A 16,979-nucleotide genomic window follows, 5' to 3' on the forward strand; every position below is an offset into this window, starting at 1 on the left:
GAGCGCTCTGCCTGGCTCGCGGCCCACGTGCGATAGCGTGCTCCATCGAATCCTCCGGTCCTGACAGCGCCATGTCACCGCTGCCGCAAAGACCCACTTGCGAACGACTCTAACCTATCAGCTCTCGACGGACGACGCCAACACGAGCAGTGTTCCAACAATCGACGTCGCCCGCCGTCTCGCAAGCTTCCGCAAGAATGGCACAGCGCATCTCGTCATCATCCGTGAATCCATGACGCCCCGCGCCGCGCCGCGACGCGCTGCGCGCTCCGTCGCATGAAGCAAACATGATGATCGGCCACGCCGGCGCCGGCGCCTCCGCCTCATAAAGACGGGCGCTGTCGGCTCGAGCAAACATAAGCACAGATCGTGGCGTCACGAGCGCGACGCCACGACTCACGTACTGATCCCGCCGTCGACTGCCTGCTCACGGCATCTGACCTGTTTGACAACTCGACTCATGGAAGCGAATGTTCACACCATCGTTCAGCCCCGGCCGCGCGGCGGCGGGAGACACGGAGTAGCATGTTCAACGATCTGGACAGCACGCTGGCCGAGTTGCTCCGCCGCGAGCTCCCGCCGGAGATCGTGTCGCAGGTGAGCATCACGTTCGCCGCGCCAGGCGACGACTTCCCTCCGGCGTCGGTGACGCTCCCGGCCATCGATCTCTTTCTCCACGAGCTCACGGAGCACCGCGAGCTGCGCGCGAGCGAGGCGTGGGTGGAGCGGAGCGCGGACGGCGCGGTGACGCGCACGCCGCCTCCGCTGCGCGTCGACTGTCGTTATCTCGTCACGGCGTGGGGGACGGCCAACGCGCCGCGGCCCGAGGAGGACGAGCACCGCCTGCTGGGCGAGGCGCTGCGCGTGCTCCACCGCCACCGCGAGCTCCCGCGCGAGGCGCTGCAAGGCAGCCTCAAATCGCAGGCGTTCCCGGTGCGGACAGCCGTGCTCGCGCCGGGGAACGAGCGCGCGAACGGCGATTTCTGGCAGGCCCTCGGCGGCAAGCCGCGGGCCGCGTTCAGCTTCACCGTGACCATCGCCGTCGACCCGCGCCCGCCGGAGGACGCGGGCCGCGTCGTGCTCTCCACCCAGGGCTGAGGAGCGAGGGAGACCATGCCGAGCCTTCTTCAGATCCAGAGTCGCGTCCACCAGGCCGCGATCGCGGGGCGCGTGATCGATCAGGAGACCGAGCAGCCGGTCGCGGGCGTCCATGTGGTCATCACCGGGATGCCCACCGCGTTCTCACGAGAGCTCGCCATGGCGGCGCTCCGCCACGGCAGCGCGTGGGGCTCCCTCGTCGAGCGGCCGGATCGCACGCGCACCGCGCGGGACGGCTGTTATCGATTCGTGGACTTGCCCGACGGAGATTACGTCCTATCGTATACGGTCCCCGGCGGCGCGCGGCGCTACGGGGACGCCACGCGGGCCTTCACGATCGCGCGCGGCGCAGAGGGCGAGCTCGCGGCGCAGCTCGCGGAGGTCGCCCTGCCGCCGACCGGGGTTCGAGGGATCATCCACGGGCCCGTGCAGGGGGCGCCCGAGGCGCTGCCGCTCGCGCGCGTGCGCGTCGCGGGCACCGGGGAAGAGGCGTATTGCGACGCTCAGGGTCGATTCTACCTGACCGGCGTCGAGGTGGGCGAGCGCGCGCTGCAATTCAGCGCGTCAGGCTTCCTGCTCGCCACGGTCGACGTCCAGATCACGAAGGGTGTCATCGCCGATATCGGCACAGTCTTGCTCGACGCGGCTCCGGTCTAGACCGCGCCGCCGAACCAGGCAACCGTCAACTGAACGCTGGAGTGTGAGAACATGGCCAACTATAGTTCACCGGGCGTGTACGTGGAGCAGGTTCCGTCCGGCTCTGCTCCTATCGCCGGCGTCGGCACGAGCACCGCGGGCTTCGTCGGCGCATTCGCCCAGACTTTCACGGTCCCGAACCCGATCTACGACTCGAGCATCACGGACACGAACGATCCAAGGCATAGCCCGACCATCACCGAGACCATCCCGACGGCCCCGGGCGAGGTCAAGCTCATCACCAACTTCTCGGAGTTCAAGGCCGCCTTCAAGGGCTTCCTGGACGAAAGCTCGCACCGGCCGCTCGCGCACGCCGTGAACGGCTTCTTCCTCAACGGCGGTACGCGCTGCTACGTCGCCTATGTCGTGCCCCCGGCGTCGCCGGCGTTGCCCGATATCACGGGCGTGCTCGAGCGCTTCGAGTCGATCGACGAGATCGCCATCGTCGCGTCGCCCGGGCTCGCGATCAGCGCGGCGCGCACGGCGCTCAAGGATCATTGCGAGAAGATGGGGACCCGCGTGGCGATCCTCGAAACGGAGGAGTTCGACAACGTCACGAACGCGCTCTCGGCGCTGGACCCGGACGGCGTGAACAACACGCTCCCCTCGTTCTCCGACAGCACGGCGCTCTATTTCCCCTGGATCGAGGTCTTCGACCCCGCCTCGAAGACGAACAAGTTCGTCCCGCCGAGCGGGCACATCGCGGGCATCTACGCGCGGGTCGACGCGCAGCGGGGCGTGCACAAGGCCCCGGCGAACGAGCCGATCCGCGGCGCGCTCGGCGTGCGGCACGCGCTCAGCAAATCGCAGCAGGAGGGGCTGAACCCTCAGGGCGTCAACGCCATCCGCTCCGTGAACGGCGCCGTCAAGGTCTGGGGGGCGCGCACGCTGGGCGGCGACGAGAACGGCGAGTTCAAGTACCTCAATGTCCGCCGCCTGTTCAACTTCGTGCGCGGGTCGATCGATCAGGGCATGCAGTGGGCCGTCTTCGAGCCCAACAACCCCGACCTCTGGGCGAAGATCACGCGCAACACCGCGGCCTTCCTCACCACCGTCTGGGCGGCAGGGGGCCTGTTCGGGGACAAGCCCGAGCAAGCGTTCTACGTCAAGTGCGACGCGGAGACGAACCCGCCGGCGCAGCGGGATCTCGGCCAGGTCGTCACGGAGATCGGCATCGCCATCGTCCGGCCGGCCGAGTTCGTGATCTTCCGGCTCGGGCAGACGGCGGGGAGCTGAGCGGGGACCACCATGGCTGCTTCGACCGAGATCCTCGCGCCGGGCGTCTACCTCGAGGAGGCGCCGCGGCGACCGACGCCGGCGCTCGAGACGGGCGTGCCGCTCTTCCTGGGGCAGCTCTCGGTCCTCGGCCGGAGCCTCGCGCCGTTCGAGGGCGGCGGGGGCGCGGTCCCGCTGGATCGCGCGGCGTGGAGCGCGCTCGAGATCCGCGCTGCCGCGTCCGCGGAGGTCGCGGACCTTCGCTTCACGGGCGCGGCCAGGGGCACGGCGTGGGCCGAGGGGTACCTCGGCTTCGCGGTGCGCGGCTTCTTCGAGAACGGCGGCCGCCGCTGCTACGTCGCGGCGCCGCCCGCGCCCGTCGCGGGCGCGTTCGAGGCGCTCGACGCGGTGGAGGACTTCGATCTGGTCTGCGCGCCGGATCTCCCCGCCGCGGCCGGGGGCCTGCTCGCGGGGCTCGTGGGCTTCTTCGATCAGCGGCCCCCGCGGCGGTTCTTCGTCCTCCACGCGCCCGGGGACGCGCTCACGGCCGCCGCGCTCGACGCGCCGTTCCGGAGCGAGAGCGCCGCGCTCTACGCGCCCTGGGTCCGGGTGCGCGGCTGCCCGATCTGCAAGGGATCGGGCCGGCTCGAGGGCTGGGCGTGCAACGGCTGCGCGGGGACGGGCGACGGCTTCGTCCCGCCCGCCGGCCACGTGGCGGGCGTCTATGCGCGCACCGACCGGAGGGTCGGCGCGCACAAGGCGCCCGCGAACGAGGTGGTGGAGGGGGTCGTCGACCTCGCCGCCCACCTCGACGACGCGGCGCTCGTCGAGCTCAAGGGCAAGGGCGTCAACGCCCTGCGCGCCTTGCCAGGGCGCGGCGTCCGGGTCTGGGGAGCGCGCACGCTGGCGAGCAGCGACCAGCTGGCGCTCCACGGATCGAGCTTTGCTCACGTGAACGCGCGCCGCGTGCTGATCACGGTCGCCCGGTGGCTCGAGCAGACCATGACGGCCGTCGCGTTCGAGCCGAACGACCTCCGGCTGTGGGCCCGGATCGGCCGTGAGACGTCCGCGTTCCTGGAGGCGCTCCACCGGAGGGGCGCGCTCGCGGGCGCGACGGCGGACGAGGCGTTCTACGTCCGCTGCGACGCAGAGACCAACCCGGCCGCGACGCGCGACCAGGGAATGGTGGTGACCGAGGTGGGGCTCTCGCTCGCGAGGCCCAGTGAGTTCGTGGTCGTGCGCCTGGTCTCGGGCGCCGCCGGCGCGTCCATCGCCGGCGCGCCCGCCGGCCGGTGACGCACTTTGAAGGACGCTTTGAGAGAACGTCGAAGCACTCGAGAGGGAAACCATGGCAATCGATCGCAAGGATCCGTTCAACGGCTACAACTTCGCGGTGGAGCTCGACGGGATCACCCGGATGGGCTTCAAGCAGGCGTCGGGGCTCGACAGCTCGAGCGCGGCGGTGAAGTACCGGGAGGGCACCGATCCCACGCTGGCGCAGCGCCAGCTCCCCGGGCTCCTGTCGTTCTCGAACATCTCGCTCCAGCGCGGCGTCACCGATGACCGCGCGCTCTGGGACTGGCGCGACAGCGTGGCCACGGGCACGCCGCTCCGGCGGACGATCTCGGTCATCCTGCGCGACGACGCGGGCAACGAGAAGATCCGCTGGAACATCCGCAACTGCTGGCCGATCAAGTGGTCGGGGCCGAGCTTCGACGCGGCGAGCGACGCGGTGGCCGTCGAGACGCTCGAGCTCGCGCACGAGGGCGTCGAGGTGCAGAGGTGGTAGGAGCCGCGCCCGCGGAGTTCCCGTTCACGCTGCCGCACGGGTTCACGGGCCCGGACGGCGCCGTGCACCGCGAGGGGGCGATGCGTCTGGCCACGGCCTTCGACGAGATCGCCCCGCTCAAGGACCCGCGCGTGCAGGCGAACCCGGGCTATCTGGTGATCATCCTCCTCTCGAGGGTGGTCACCAGGCTCGGCACCCTCGAGTTCGTGAACCCGAAGGTCATGGAGGGCCTGCTCTCGGGGGATCTCATGTTCTTGCAGGACCTCTACCGGCGCATCAACGAGAACGGCCACGCGCGCCTCGTCGTGAGCTGTCCTCATTGCCAGGGAGAGTTCGAGGTGGAGACGAGCCCTCTGGGGGAAGCCTGAGCTACCCCTCGGATCGCCTGTTCGAGGAGGTAGCTTATCTGTCCCATTACATGCGCTGGTCGTACGACGAGGTGATGCGCCTCGATCACCGCGAGAGGCAGCGGTGGGTGACGGAGGTCGCGCGGATGAACCAGCAGATCAACGAGGAGGCCGCGCGCCGACCGTAGAGGCGGCGCGCGGCCGGCACAACCATCCTGGAGATAAGGATACGAGATCATGGCCTTTGGTTTCGGAGTCAGCGCCAGCGTCAACGTGAACGCCACTGTGGGCCTCGGCGCCGCCGCCGGGCTGAGCGCGGTGTTCTCGGCCGCCGCAGGGACGCTCGGGGCCCGCCTCGATCCGTACCTCGGCTGCAATTTCCTCGTCGAGATCGAGGGGCTGCTCTCCGGGGGCTTCCGCGAGGTGCGGGGGCTCGAGAGCAGCGTGGAGATCAAGGAGTACGCCGAGGGGGGCGAGAACGGCTTTCTGCACAGGCTCCCGGGCCCCGTGCGGCACGCGAACCTCGTGCTCGCGCGCGGGCTCGTCGATCTCGACACGATGTGGTCCTGGTACGACGACGTCGCCCGCGGGATCATCGTCCGGCGCAACCTCACGCTCATGCTGCTCGACGGGCGACGGCTGCCCGCGATGTGGTGGAACGTCCGCGAGGCGCTGCCGGTCAAGTGGGTCGGCCCGACGCTGAACGCGGGCAGCGACGGCGAGGTGGCGACGGAGACCATCGAGCTCGTGCACCGGGGGATCGTCAAGCCCACGGCGAGCCGCGCGCTCACGGCGGTGCGCGCCGGGGCCGGGCAGCTCCTCTGACGAGCGAGGGCGAAACCACCATGAGCGCTGCTGCGTGGCAAGAGAGCGTGAATCCGGTGCTGCTCGAGCGGCTCCTCAGGCCGCTCGTCGCTCCCGGGGTGATCTCGCTCGCGCTGGTGCGGCGCATCCTGCGCGGTGTCGAGCGCTTCTCGGCGCGGCTGCCGCTGCTCGCCCACCTCGCGCGGCGGCGCGGCCAGGCGGGCGGGCTGCGCGTGGACGAGGTGCCGATCGTCCACGGCCGCTGGGTCGCGCCGGCGCGGCCGGAGCCGAGCGCGCCGGCGCTGGCGCCGGCGGCGACGCGCGAGGTCATCGTGGTGAAGGCCGCGCCCCCGGCGCGCCCGGGCGAGGGCGCGGGGCTGCGCGGCTCGCCTGCCGCCCCCGAGGCGGGCGCCCCCGCGACCGCCGGCGTGGCGCTGGTCCATGTCACGGTCCCCGCCACGGCGGCGACGAGCGCCGGCGCGCTGCAGGGAGGTGAGGAGCGGGCGGCGCGGGCGGCGAGCGCCGCGCCGGCGGCGCCTCGCGCGGCGTTCGATTCCGATCGGGCGCCCTCGCCCGTCGCAGGAGGCCCGGCAGCGACGTTGCCGGTCGTGAGCTCAGCGCCCTTGCCCGTCGCGCACGCGACGCGCGCGGCCGGTGCGTCGCGTGCGTCGCTGCCGCTCGTCCTGGCCGCACCAGCGCAGCGGCCGGCCGCGCCGCCGCCCGTTGCGCCGCGGGCCGCCTCTGCGGCTGTCGCGCCGTCCTCGCGGTCCGTCGTGGCGCCCCGCTCGCCGGCGCGCTCGCCCGCTCCTCTGGAGGCGCGCGCGCAGCTGCCCCATGCACCGTCGTCGCGCGGCGCGCAGGCGCCCCTCCGCCCCGCGCGCGGCGTGGACGACGACGACACCCCGCTCGCGCTGCGCGATGGGCCGCGGCGCCCCGTGGTGCAGCCGTCGCCCGCGCAGCGCGGCGCTGCTGCCGTCGCTGCGGCGCCGGGGCCCCTGCCCCATGGCGCGCCGCCGCTGCCGCGCGTCGCGCCGGCGACCGAGCCGGCCGCGCCCCGGCCCGATCACCTGCCGCACGTGCGCGTCGCAGGCGGCCGCACCGAGGCCCAGGCCGCGGCCGCGCCGGACAGCGCCGCTCCGGTCGCGGCGCCGGGCGCTCCGGTGCTCCCGCCGCGCGCCATGCCCGTCGCCGCGGCGACCCAAGCCGTCCCGGGATCCGTCTCCCCCCTCGCGGCGGCGCCCGGCGCTGCCGCGGGCGCCCTGGGCATGGATCTCGAGACCCTCGTCGACAAGGTGCAACGCAAGCTCGTCCGGCGCATGTCCGCGGAGCGCGAGCGCAGAGGAGGATTTCGATGACCCTCGAGAAGCTCACGATTCATCACGAGAAGGATCAGCAGAACAACTTCGTCCTCCTGGAGCCCGGGGCTTATTTCAACCCGAACCAGCTCGTCTACAGCAAGAGCGTGACGTGGGCTCCGAGCTACACCACGGGTGCGTCGAAGTACCGCCCGGGCTTCGAGATGCTCTATCAGTCCTCGGCGCCCGAGACGCTCACCCTCGAGCTGTTCTTCGACACGTACGCGCGGGGCGGCGCCGGGGGCGACCTCCTCGGGCTCTTGCCCTCGTTCGGCGCGGGGCCGGGCGCGGAGAGCGTCGTGAAGGCCACGGACGCCGTCGCGAGCCTCGCCAAGCAGGACATCGAGCTGCACCGCCCCCCTGTCTGCAGGCTGTCCTGGGGCGCGTTCACGCTGTTCCAGGGCGTCCTCCAGCAAGCCTCGCGCACCTACCTGCTCTTCCTCGACGATGGCACGCCGGTGCGCGCCACCATGAGCTGCACCTTCGTGGAGCACCCGGGGCGGCCCCTCGTGTCGGACGAGCAGCACTCTCCCGACGTGGCGAAGAAGCACGTCGTGCGCCCGGGCGACACGCTGATGGGCATCGCGGCCGCGCTGTACGGCGACAGGTCCGCGTGGCGCCACATCGCCGAGGCGAACCGCATCGACGACCCGCGGCGCATCTCGCCCGGGCAGACCCTCACCATCCCCCGGATCCGCTGAGCGAGCGCCATGCCTGACGCACAGAGCAGAACCCCCGACGTCGCCGTCCTCCTCAACGGGCGCCCCTTGCCCGAGGAGGCCTATCGTGACCTGCGCGACGTGGCGGTGCAGGAGGATCTGGACGCGCCCTCGCAGCTCACCCTGCGCCTGTCGGCGTGGAACGACGAGCGGCGGAGCCTCTCGTGGGCCGAGGACGATCTCTTCGATATCGGCGGAGAGATCGAGATCCAGCTCGGCTATTCGGGCAAGCTCGAGACACTGCTCTTCGGCGACATCATGCGCCTGGAGCTCGATCTCCAGGGGGGCGAGTCGCCGTCGTTCGTGGTGAGCGCGTGCGACCGGCGCTACCGCATGCAGCGCGGCAGGAAGAAGCGCAAACCGTTCGTCAAGCTCAAGGACAGCGACATCGCCGCCGAGATCGCGAGGGACAAGGATTACGGCCTGACCCCGGACGTCGTCGACAGCGGCATCCAGCTCGATCACGTCGAGCAGGATCGCGTCTCCGACCATGATTTCCTGCGCCAGCGCGCGTCGTCGATCGGCTACGAGGTGCTCGTCCGGGGCAAGACGCTCCACTTCCAGCCGCGCAGGCACGGCGCCGCGCCGGACCTCGTCCTGGAGGCCGGCAGCGACCTGCTCGAGTTCTCCGCGCAGATGTCGGTCGGCGACATCCCGAGCGCGGTCGAGGTGCGCGGCTGGGACCCCAAGACGAAGTCGCCCATCATCGGCAGGGCGGCGGCCGCGGATCAATCGTCGATGGGCAAGGTCGCCGCCGCCGCGGCCGCGCAGCGGGCGCTCGGCGACGCGCCGCTCGTGGTCGCGGACAGGAACGTCGCCACGCAGGAGGAGGCCGACCGGATCGCCCGCGAGCAGCTCGAGGCGGCCGCGCTCGGCTTCGTGCAGGCGAGCGGCGCGTGCCTCGGCCGGACCGACCTCAGGGCCGGCATCGTCATCGAGGTGAAGAGCGTCGGGCGCTTCGAGGGCAGGTATTACGTGACCTCGACATCACACAGCTATTCCCCGCAGCGGGGTTATCGGACCAGCTTCTCCGCGAGGAGGAACGCGACATGAACGGCTTTGAGCTGCTCGAGCCCTCCTACGAGCCCGGGCGCCGCCGGGAGGCGCCGATCCAGGGCGTGGCCATCGGGGTCGTGACCAACACGCAGGATCCCGAGGGGCTCGGCCGGGTGAGGCTGAAGTTCCCGTGGCTCGCCGAGGCCGACGAGAGCAACTGGGCGCGCGTCGCGGCGCCGATGGCCGGCGACGGCCGCGGGGTCTATTTCGGCCTGGAGGTGGACGACGAGGTTCTTGTCGCGTTCGAGCACGGCAGCCTCGAGCGCCCCTTCGTCGTCGGCGCGCTCTGGAACGGCAAGGACAGGCCGCCGGCCGGGAACGGTGACGGCAAGAACAACGTGCGCGTCATCAAATCGCGCAGCGGACACACCATCCTGCTCGACGACACCGAAGGAGCGGAGAAGATCACGATCGCGGACGGCACCGGCAAGAACACGATCGTGATCGACGGGCCGGCGGGCTCGATCGCGATCACCTCGGACAAGGACCTCGCCATCCAGGCGAAGGGCGGCGTCACCATCGACGCGGGCGACGGCGATCTGGCCATCAAGTGCAAGGCGCTCTCCGTGGAGGCGAGTCAGTCGTTCGCGATCACGGGCGGGCAGGACGGCAGGGTGGAGGCGCAATCGGGCCTCGCGCTGGAGTGCCTCGCGGGAATCGACATGAACAGCGGCGCGCTGGAGGTGCGGTGATGGAGAATACGGACGACGGCTTCCTGGGCAGCGGCTGGGCCTTCGGGCTGGACGAGGGGGCGCCCGGCGTCGGCCTCGATCCGGGCAGCGCCATCGCCGCGGCGAGCGGCGAGGACAAGGTCCGCCAGTCGATATGGCTCCTCCTCTCGACGGCGCGGGGAGAGCGCATCGGGCGGCCCGATTTCGGCTGCGGCCTTCACGATCTCGTGTTCGCGCCGCGCACGACGGGCACGCTCGGGGAGGTCCGCCGCGCGGTGACCGAGGCGCTCGAACGATGGGAGCCGCGCGTCGCGCTGCTCGGCGTCGATGCCCGGCTGCACCCCGCCGACCCGGCGGGGATCCTCATCGACATCCAGTACGAGGTCCGCGCGACGAACAGCCGCCAGAACCTCGTCTTTCCCTTCTACCTCTCGACCTGACCGGTGGTGTGATGCAGAGCCCCGACCGCCCCCTGATCGCTGGTGCGCCGCACGACGACATCGCCGCGCGGACCGAGAAGCTCGCGCAAGCGCTCTCGCCGTGGAGGCCGCCCGCGGGCGACGCGGCCGATCCCGGCCGCGCGCTCATCCGCGTGTTCGACCGCATGGCCCGCCACGCGCTCGAACGGCTCAACCGCGTGCCGGAGCGGAGCTTCGTCGCGTTCCTCAACCTCGTCGGCGTCGAGCCCACGCCGCCGCGCCCGGCGCGCGTCCCGCTCACGTTCACGCTCGTGCAGCGCTCGAGCGCGGAGCCCGTGGTGCCCGAGGGCACGCGCGTTGGCGCCGCGGCGGTCCCGGGCGACACGCGCGAGATCGTGTTCGAGACCGACCGCGAGCTCGCCACGACGCGCGCGGAGCTCAGGGCCGTCTTCGTCCGCGATCCCGACGGCGACCGCTACGCGGATCGCACCGCCGCCGCGGCGGGCGCGGGCTTCTATGACGCGTTCGCGGGCGACCGGCCGGTGGAGCACGCCCTCTACCTGGCCGACGACGCGATCCTCGGCGCGCCCGCGGGCACCGAGGTCACCGTCACGCTGGAGATCGCCGCGGCCGACCGGGAGCGCTTCCACGCCCTGCACGAGAGCCCCCCGCCTGCGCCGCCGCTCGTGCGCTGGTCGTACTGGAACGGCGCCGGATGGCAGGCGCTCGACTGCACGCCGAGCCTCGACCTCGGCTCGACCACGGCGTGGAACCTCGACTTCGCGATCCCCGCCGACATGGCGTCCACCACCGTCGCCGGCCGGACCGCGCGCTTCCTGCGCGCCGATCTCCAGGCGTGGCCGCTCGATCCGATCCCCGAGGTCCAGGCCGCGAGGATGCGCGCGGAGATCGCGTGGCCCGCGGCGGGCGGGATCGCGCCGGATCTCGCGCTGGCGGCCTTCCGCAAGGTGGACCTCTCGATGGACTTCCGCCCGCTCGGCGAGCGCCCTCGCCTGGGCGACACGTTCTACGTCGCGAGCGCGGCGGTGCTCTCGCGCGCGGGGGCGCAGGTCACCGTGGAGATCACGCCGAGCCCCGCCATGGCGCCCCTCCGCACCACGGAGGACCCCACGCTCGCGTGGGAGGTGTCCACGGCGTCGGGCTGGGTGCGCGTCGTCTCCCCGGACATGAAGAAGACCGGCGCCGCGGACCCGAACGTCCCGTCGATGCACCAGAACAACGCCATTCACACGGTCACGTTCACGCTGCCGGCCAACGTCGCGCCTGCCGAGGTGCTCGGCAAACAGGCGCACTGGCTGCGGATCCGCCTCGTGCAGAACGATTATGGCAAGGGGATCCAGGTCGGCTCCACGATCACCGACGACGGGTACCGGCCGCCGATCCTCGCCGCGCTCTCGCTCCGCTATACCCAGACGGTCACGAGCAACACGCCCTTCTGCGTCTCGCGCGACGATTTCGCGTTCGTGGAGCACCAGCCCGGCGCCGCGTTCGCCCCGTGGCGGCGGCTCGCGGCTGGCCGCGCCATCTACTTCGGCTTCAACCAGCCCTTCGCCAACCGGGACACCCTGCTTTATCTCCAGGTCGAGCCGATCTCGAGCGGCGCGGCGCTGCTCGAGGCCCCGGGCGGGGCGCCGGCGAAGCTCGTCTGGGAATACGCGACCGCCGCCGCGGCCGGCGGGATCGCGGCCGGCGACGACGCGCTCGGCTGGAAGGCGCTCTTCCCCGCGGACGAGACGCGCGACCTCGCCCAGAGCGGCCTCGTCGCGTTCATCGGCCCGACCGATCTCGCGCCCTGCGCGCGGTTCGGCCAGGAGCTCTGCTGGCTCCGCGCGCGGCTCGCGGAGGGCTCGTTCGCGGCGGCGCCGCGGCTCGGCCGCGTGCTCACGAACACCGTGTGGGCGACCCACGCGACGACGATCAAGGGCGAGGTGCTCGGATCGAGCGACGGCGGCGCGGGCCACACGTTCGCGCTGTCGCACCGCCCGGTGCTGGAGGGCCAGCACATCGAGGTGCTCGAGCCGGCGGCGCCTCCTCCGGAGGAGCTCGCCGAGATCGAGCGGCTCGAGGGTCCGGACGCCGTGCGCGCCACCAGCGCGCCGGGCGGAGCGCAGGAGATCTGGGTGCGGTGGCACGAGGTGCCGGACTTCCACGGCTCGGGGCCGCGCGACCGCCATTACCGCCTGGATCGCCGGACCGGCGAGGTGCGCTTCGGCGACGGGCAACGCGGGATGGCGCCCCCCCGCGGGGTGCGCAGCGTGCGGGCCGCTGTCTACCGCGCGGGCGGCGGCGCCGACGGCAACCGGCCGGCGGGCGCGCTCGCGCAGCTCAAGACCACGGTCGCCTACGTCGACGGCGCGCTGAACCACGAGCCCGCGACCGCGGGCACGGAGTGGGAGACCGACGCGCGCGTGGTGGAGCACGGCCCGCGGATCCTGCGCCACCGGGGCCGCGGGGTCACGGCAGAGGACATCGAGGATCTCGCGCGCGAGGCCTCGCCCGCCGTGGCGCGCGCCCGGGCCATCACGCCGCGGTTCTCGCCGTTCCAGCTCGCGGAGCTGGAGGACGACGACGTCGCGTTCGAGGCGGCGGTCGAGGGCGGCGGGCAGGTCACCGTGCTCGTCGTGCCGAACAGCCCCGAGGTGCCGCCGCGGCCGAGCATGGGCCTCTTGATGGATGTGGAGGACTATTTACGAAGGCGGAGCCCCGCGACCGCCGCGCTGCGCGTCGTCGGGCCCGAGTGGCTGGAGGTGAGCGCGCATGTCCGGCTCGTCCCCGCGACGCTCGAGGGCGTCGAGGATCTCCGCGGAAGGGTGCTGCGCGCGCTCACCGACTTCTTGCACCCGCTCACCGGCGCGCCCGGCGGCGTCGGCTGGCAGTTCGGGGAGCTCCCGCACGTGTCCGATATCTATCGATTGCTGTTCTCGATCGCCGGCGTCGAGAGCGTGATCTCCGTGGACCTGACCGAGACGCCGCTCGCGGGTGGCCCGCTGGACCCCGCGTGGAGGGCGCGCGCCCTCGTGTACTCGGGGCCTCACGCCATCGAGATCGTCTAGCCGGAGAGGAGACTTCGATGCCCATTGCGCTGCCTGAGCTCGACAACAAGACGTACGAGGAGCTGGTCGAGGAGGCCCGTGCGGCCATTCCGACGATCGATCCCGCCTGGACCGACCACAACCCCTCCGACCCGGGGATCGCGCTCGTCGAGCTCTTCGCCTGGCTGACGGAGATGCTCGTCTATCGCACGGGGAGGATCCCGGAGGCGAGCACGCGCACCTTCCTGAAAATCCTCGACGCCGACCGCGCGGTATCGAGGGAGGCATTGCCGCTCGACGAGGCGGTTCACGGCGCCATCGTCGACCTGCGAGAGCGGTACCGCGCGGTCAGCCTGGACGATTTCGAGTACATCGCGCGACACCACTGGCCCGGATCGTCGTTGGCCGCGGCGCACGATGCGACGGCTGGGTCGCCCGGCGCGCCGGCCAGCGCGCTCGCGCGGGTGCGGTCGCTGTCCGGCTGCGATCTCACGGACGCGCTCTCACCGCAATGGGACAGGACAGGGCATGTGAGCCTCGTCGTGGTCCCGCGCCACGTGCCCGGGGCGCCGCCCGGGAGCGACGCGGCCCGGTGGCCTTTGCCGGCGCAGGCGCTCCGCGACGCGATCGAGCTCTTCATGCGCTCGCGGCTGCTCGCTGGCACGCGCTTCCACGCGGTCGCGCCGGCGTACGTGAGCATGAGCCTCACGGCGACGCTCCACATCAAGGACGACGCGCGGGCGGCCGACGTGCGGAGCGCGGCGGCCACGGCGCTCGAGGCCTATTTCGATCCGCTGGAGGGCGGACGGGGCGGCGGCGGGTGGCCGTTCGGGCGCGGCGTCTATGCCTCGGAGATCTATGCGACGCTCGACGGCGTCCGCGGGGTGGAGTTCGCCGAGGCGGTCGTCGTGTCCGCGCCGGGCGTGCCCCCTGAGCGGATCGTCGGCGCGCCCGGGAGCCCGGACGCCGTGCTGTTGCAGCCGCACGAGCTGCCGCGCTTCGAGGTGGAGGCGGGAGATCTCGTGATCAAGGAGCGCGTCGGCGACGCGTGGGTGGAGGTAACGTGAGCAGCTATCTGCACTACTTGCCTGCCGTCCTGCGGCAGGGGTCGTTCCTCGGGCAGTTCCTGCGCGCCTTCGAGGCGGTGCTGAGCGGGCTCGATCTGAGCCAGCTCCCGGAAGGCGAGCTGCCGCTGGACCAGGAGGGCCGGGAGACCCTCGCGGCGGCCGACAGGGAGGGCCTCTCGCTGCCGGCGGGCTTCGCCACAGCAGGCCAGATCGTCGGGATCGAGCAGCTCCTCGGGAGCGTGCAGGCCTTCTTCGATCCGGACGAGGTCCCCGAGGATTTCCTGCCCTGGCTCGCGCAGTGGGTGGCGACCAGCCTGCGCGACGACTGGAGCGTCCAGACACAGCGCCAGTTCATCCGCTCCATCGTCCCGCTCTACAACGTGCGGGGCACCGTCTTCGGGATGGCGGAGGTGCTCCGGCTGTCCGGCGATCCGGCGCAGATCGTCGAGCACCCGGACCGGACGCACTACTTCAAGGTGATCGTCACGGTGGAGGACGGCGACCCGCACGAGATCAACCGCAAGCTGCGCCGGGTGCGGGCGATCATCGACCGCGAGAAGCCGGCGCACACCTGTTATGCGCTGGAGACCATCGCGCCGGCGATGCAGATCAACAACAGCGGTCCTGCGGCGAGGCCCGAGTTCGGTCCGGGCATCCTCGTCGGGACGAACACGCTCCTCGGGACCGAGACGGGCTGAGGTCAGGTCCGTCGAGCGAGCGAAGTTCAACCTAGCACGAATGGAGAACCACCATGACTGACAGCTGGATGACAGACGATCACAGGCTTCCAGACATTGTCCTCTCGCGGGTCCGCTACTTCGATGGTCAGTACCTGAAGGACAAGGACTTCATCGAGGAGCAGCACTTCCACGCCGATCGTCGGCACCGGCACGAGCGGCTCCTCCACGTCGCGGGGATCCTCGAGGGCCTGAACGTCACCGTCAACGCGGGCGTGCTCACCGTGTCACCGGGCGCGGCGGTCGACGACACGGGGCAGCAGATCCTGCTCGAGACGGCGCGGACGGTGAACGTGACCCCGACTGGAAACGGGGTATGGCGCCTCAGGATGCTCTTTGACGAGCTGGGCGATCAGATCCCGAACGACAACCTGGGAGCCCCCGAGGCGACGCGCTTCAAGCAGGCGCCGATCATCGAGGTCGTTGCGCTGAACGCCAACGTTCCCCACGAGGTCGTGCTCGGCACGGTCCAGAGGACGTCGGGCGTGGTCTCGGTCGGCACGGAGGGGCGCATTTACTCGGGCTTGCGGCTCCCCGGGCCGAACCAGACGAGCTTCGCGCTGCGGGCGAAAGGCGACGGGAGCCCGGGCTGGGCGGAGCTGAGCACGAGCTTGAGCATCACCGGCGACGCCAGTGTCACGGGGAATTGTGCGACACGACGGCTCGACATCATCACGCCGAACGGAGTGCCGAAGGGCGCCATCGGGGCGTTCGACGAGGATATCGACGGGCAAGTCTTCAGGAATTTCGTTATTTTCGCCTCGAACGCGGAAGCGTCGAACCAGATGCTCTTGCGCGCCCCCAGCTTCATCTTCGAGACGTACCAAAGCGCGGACGTGCTCGACATTGAAAGCAGCGCTTTTTCGCCGAGGCGACTCTATATCACCAACGACGGCAGGGTAGCTATCGGAAGCGGGTCGCCCCAAACGAGCGCGCGCCTCACGGTAGACGGGGACACGCGCGTCTCCATGGGGAGCCTCGCCGTCGACACCTCGACCACCTCCGGTTTGACGCTCAATTCCACTTCTGTGGCGCCGAGCGGCGGAGAGATTTCGCGCTCGTTCATCGTCAACAGTACCGGTGCCACCAAGGCGCTCGTCCTCGTCGGAAATACAGGGGGAGGCGGCGGCCGCTCCCGCGTCGAGGTCCGCCAGGATCTCCGCGTCACAGGCGACCTGACGACGGTTGGCAGCGCGAGCGCTGCGACCCTGACCGTTCCCGGCAACGCGACCCTCGGCTCGAATTCAAGCAGCACGGTCAACATCGGCAACACCGCTGGCACCACGGTCAACATTGGCCCCATCAGCGGCACGAGTACAGGCAGCACGGTCAACATCGGCACCAGCGCTGGCACCACGGTCAACATTGGCACCATCGGCGGCTCGGGCGCCACGGTCACACTGCTCGGGGACGTCAGGACCAACGCCGGGGTGACGGTCACCTCCTCCGCGGCCGTGAAGGAGCGCATCCAGACCCTCCCGGCCGAGGAGGCCCTCTCCGTCTTCCGCCACCTGACGCCCGTCACCTATGCCTACAAGGACGACCCGGAGAAGCGCCTCCTCGTGGGCTTCATCGCCGAGGACGTCCCGGAGCTCGTGGGCACCCCCGACCGGAAGGCCATCGCCCCGTTCAGCATCCTCGCCGTGCTCACCCGGGTCGTGCAGGCGCACGACCAGGCCCTCCAGGCGCTCGAGCGCCGCCTCGACGCGATGAAAGGAAACCCCGTCCAATGAAGCAACGCCTCGAAGAACGAATGAAGCAGCTCCAGGCCGAATACGACGCCGGACAGAAGGTGGTCGCCGACCTCGATACCCGGCGCCAGGGCGTCGCGAGCACGCTCCTGCGCATCGAGGGGGCCATGCAGGTCCTCCGCGAGATGCTCGAGCAGGAGCGCTCCGGCGAGGCCCCGGGCGGCGCCGCCGCGGAGGCGCCTCCGGCCGGCTGAGCCGGCGC

At 71.3% G+C, this 16,979-nt stretch carries 18 protein-coding genes; all 18 read left to right on the plus strand.

Annotated features, from left to right (window positions below):
* Nucleotides 1-525: 525 nt before the first annotated feature.
* The 18 genes from WMF44_RS40550 to WMF44_RS40635 are packed head-to-tail and all read left to right on the plus strand — an operon-like array spanning nucleotide 526 to nucleotide 16,971.
* On the plus strand, nucleotides 526-1,098 hold the full coding sequence (locus WMF44_RS40550) for a DUF4255 domain-containing protein (protein ID WP_437295398.1): 573 nt from the start codon (nucleotides 526-528) through the stop codon (nucleotides 1,096-1,098).
* A 15-nt stretch (nucleotides 1,099-1,113) separates the two neighbouring features.
* On the plus strand, nucleotides 1,114-1,755 hold the full coding sequence (locus WMF44_RS40555; RefSeq protein ID WP_437295399.1) for an MSCRAMM family protein: 642 nt from the start codon (nucleotides 1,114-1,116) through the stop codon (nucleotides 1,753-1,755).
* Between the two features lie 51 nt (nucleotides 1,756-1,806).
* Nucleotides 1,807-3,030, plus strand: a complete 1,224-nt coding sequence (locus tag WMF44_RS40560; RefSeq protein WP_437295400.1) for a phage tail sheath family protein — start codon at nucleotides 1,807-1,809, stop codon at nucleotides 3,028-3,030.
* Between the two features lie 12 nt (nucleotides 3,031-3,042).
* The gene (locus WMF44_RS40565) at nucleotides 3,043-4,305 is read left to right on the plus strand and encodes a phage tail sheath family protein (protein WP_437295401.1); all 1,263 of its coding nucleotides are present in this window, start codon (nucleotides 3,043-3,045) and stop codon (nucleotides 4,303-4,305) included.
* A 52-nt stretch (nucleotides 4,306-4,357) separates the two neighbouring features.
* Nucleotides 4,358-4,798 carry a phage tail protein gene (locus tag WMF44_RS40570; RefSeq protein WP_437295402.1) on the plus strand — a complete coding sequence of 147 codons (441 nt, stop codon included), beginning with the start codon at nucleotides 4,358-4,360 and terminating at the stop codon, nucleotides 4,796-4,798.
* A complete protein-coding gene (locus WMF44_RS40575) occupies nucleotides 4,792-5,166 on the plus strand; it encodes a phage tail assembly protein (RefSeq protein ID WP_437277267.1) in 375 nt (124 codons plus the stop codon). The genes WMF44_RS40570 and WMF44_RS40575 overlap by 7 nt, the downstream gene beginning before the upstream one ends.
* Before the next feature lie 50 nt (nucleotides 5,167-5,216).
* Nucleotides 5,217-5,333, plus strand: coding sequence for a DUF6760 family protein (locus tag WMF44_RS40580; RefSeq protein WP_437277268.1), 117 nt, complete (start codon nucleotides 5,217-5,219; stop codon nucleotides 5,331-5,333).
* A gap of 49 nt (nucleotides 5,334-5,382) precedes the next feature.
* On the plus strand, nucleotides 5,383-5,970 hold the full coding sequence (locus WMF44_RS40585; RefSeq protein WP_437295403.1) for a phage tail protein: 588 nt from the start codon (nucleotides 5,383-5,385) through the stop codon (nucleotides 5,968-5,970).
* A 20-nt stretch (nucleotides 5,971-5,990) separates the two neighbouring features.
* Nucleotides 5,991-7,304 (plus strand): hypothetical protein, encoded by a 1,314-nt coding sequence (locus WMF44_RS40590; RefSeq protein ID WP_437295404.1) that lies wholly within the window; start codon nucleotides 5,991-5,993, stop codon nucleotides 7,302-7,304.
* On the plus strand, nucleotides 7,301-8,005 hold the full coding sequence (locus WMF44_RS40595; protein ID WP_437295405.1) for a CIS tube protein: 705 nt from the start codon (nucleotides 7,301-7,303) through the stop codon (nucleotides 8,003-8,005). The genes WMF44_RS40590 and WMF44_RS40595 overlap by 4 nt, the downstream gene beginning before the upstream one ends.
* A 9-nt stretch (nucleotides 8,006-8,014) precedes the next feature.
* On the plus strand, nucleotides 8,015-9,076 hold the full coding sequence (locus WMF44_RS40600; RefSeq protein ID WP_437295406.1) for a phage late control D family protein: 1,062 nt from the start codon (nucleotides 8,015-8,017) through the stop codon (nucleotides 9,074-9,076).
* Complete coding sequence (locus WMF44_RS40605) at nucleotides 9,073-9,771, plus strand: phage baseplate assembly protein V (protein ID WP_437295407.1); 699 nt, start codon at nucleotides 9,073-9,075, stop codon at nucleotides 9,769-9,771. Before WMF44_RS40600 ends, WMF44_RS40605 begins: the two co-directional genes overlap by 4 nt.
* Nucleotides 9,771-10,190 (plus strand): GPW/gp25 family protein, encoded by a 420-nt coding sequence (locus tag WMF44_RS40610; protein ID WP_437295408.1) that lies wholly within the window; start codon nucleotides 9,771-9,773, stop codon nucleotides 10,188-10,190. The genes WMF44_RS40605 and WMF44_RS40610 overlap by 1 nt, the downstream gene beginning before the upstream one ends.
* Nucleotides 10,191-10,201: 11 nt before the next feature.
* Nucleotides 10,202-13,243 carry a putative baseplate assembly protein gene (locus WMF44_RS40615; protein ID WP_437295409.1) on the plus strand — a complete coding sequence of 1,014 codons (3,042 nt, stop codon included), beginning with the start codon at nucleotides 10,202-10,204 and terminating at the stop codon, nucleotides 13,241-13,243.
* Between the two features lie 17 nt (nucleotides 13,244-13,260).
* Complete coding sequence (locus WMF44_RS40620; protein WP_437295410.1) at nucleotides 13,261-14,289, plus strand: hypothetical protein; 1,029 nt, start codon at nucleotides 13,261-13,263, stop codon at nucleotides 14,287-14,289.
* Nucleotides 14,286-14,987: a phage tail protein I gene (locus WMF44_RS40625; RefSeq protein WP_437295411.1), complete on the plus strand. Its 702-nt coding sequence runs from the start codon at nucleotides 14,286-14,288 to the stop codon at nucleotides 14,985-14,987. Before WMF44_RS40620 ends, WMF44_RS40625 begins: the two co-directional genes overlap by 4 nt.
* 53 nt (nucleotides 14,988-15,040) lie before the next feature.
* Nucleotides 15,041-16,759, plus strand: coding sequence for a tail fiber domain-containing protein (locus tag WMF44_RS40630; protein ID WP_437295412.1), 1,719 nt, complete (start codon nucleotides 15,041-15,043; stop codon nucleotides 16,757-16,759).
* Nucleotides 16,756-16,971 (plus strand): hypothetical protein, encoded by a 216-nt coding sequence (locus WMF44_RS40635; protein WP_437295413.1) that lies wholly within the window; start codon nucleotides 16,756-16,758, stop codon nucleotides 16,969-16,971. The genes WMF44_RS40630 and WMF44_RS40635 overlap by 4 nt, the downstream gene beginning before the upstream one ends.
* The last annotated feature ends 8 nt before the right edge of the window (nucleotides 16,972-16,979 follow it).

The sequence above is a fragment of the Sorangium sp. So ce426 genome (assembly GCF_051475585.1).
GTDB lineage: Bacteria > Myxococcota_A > Polyangia > Polyangiales > Polyangiaceae > Sorangium > Sorangium cellulosum_B.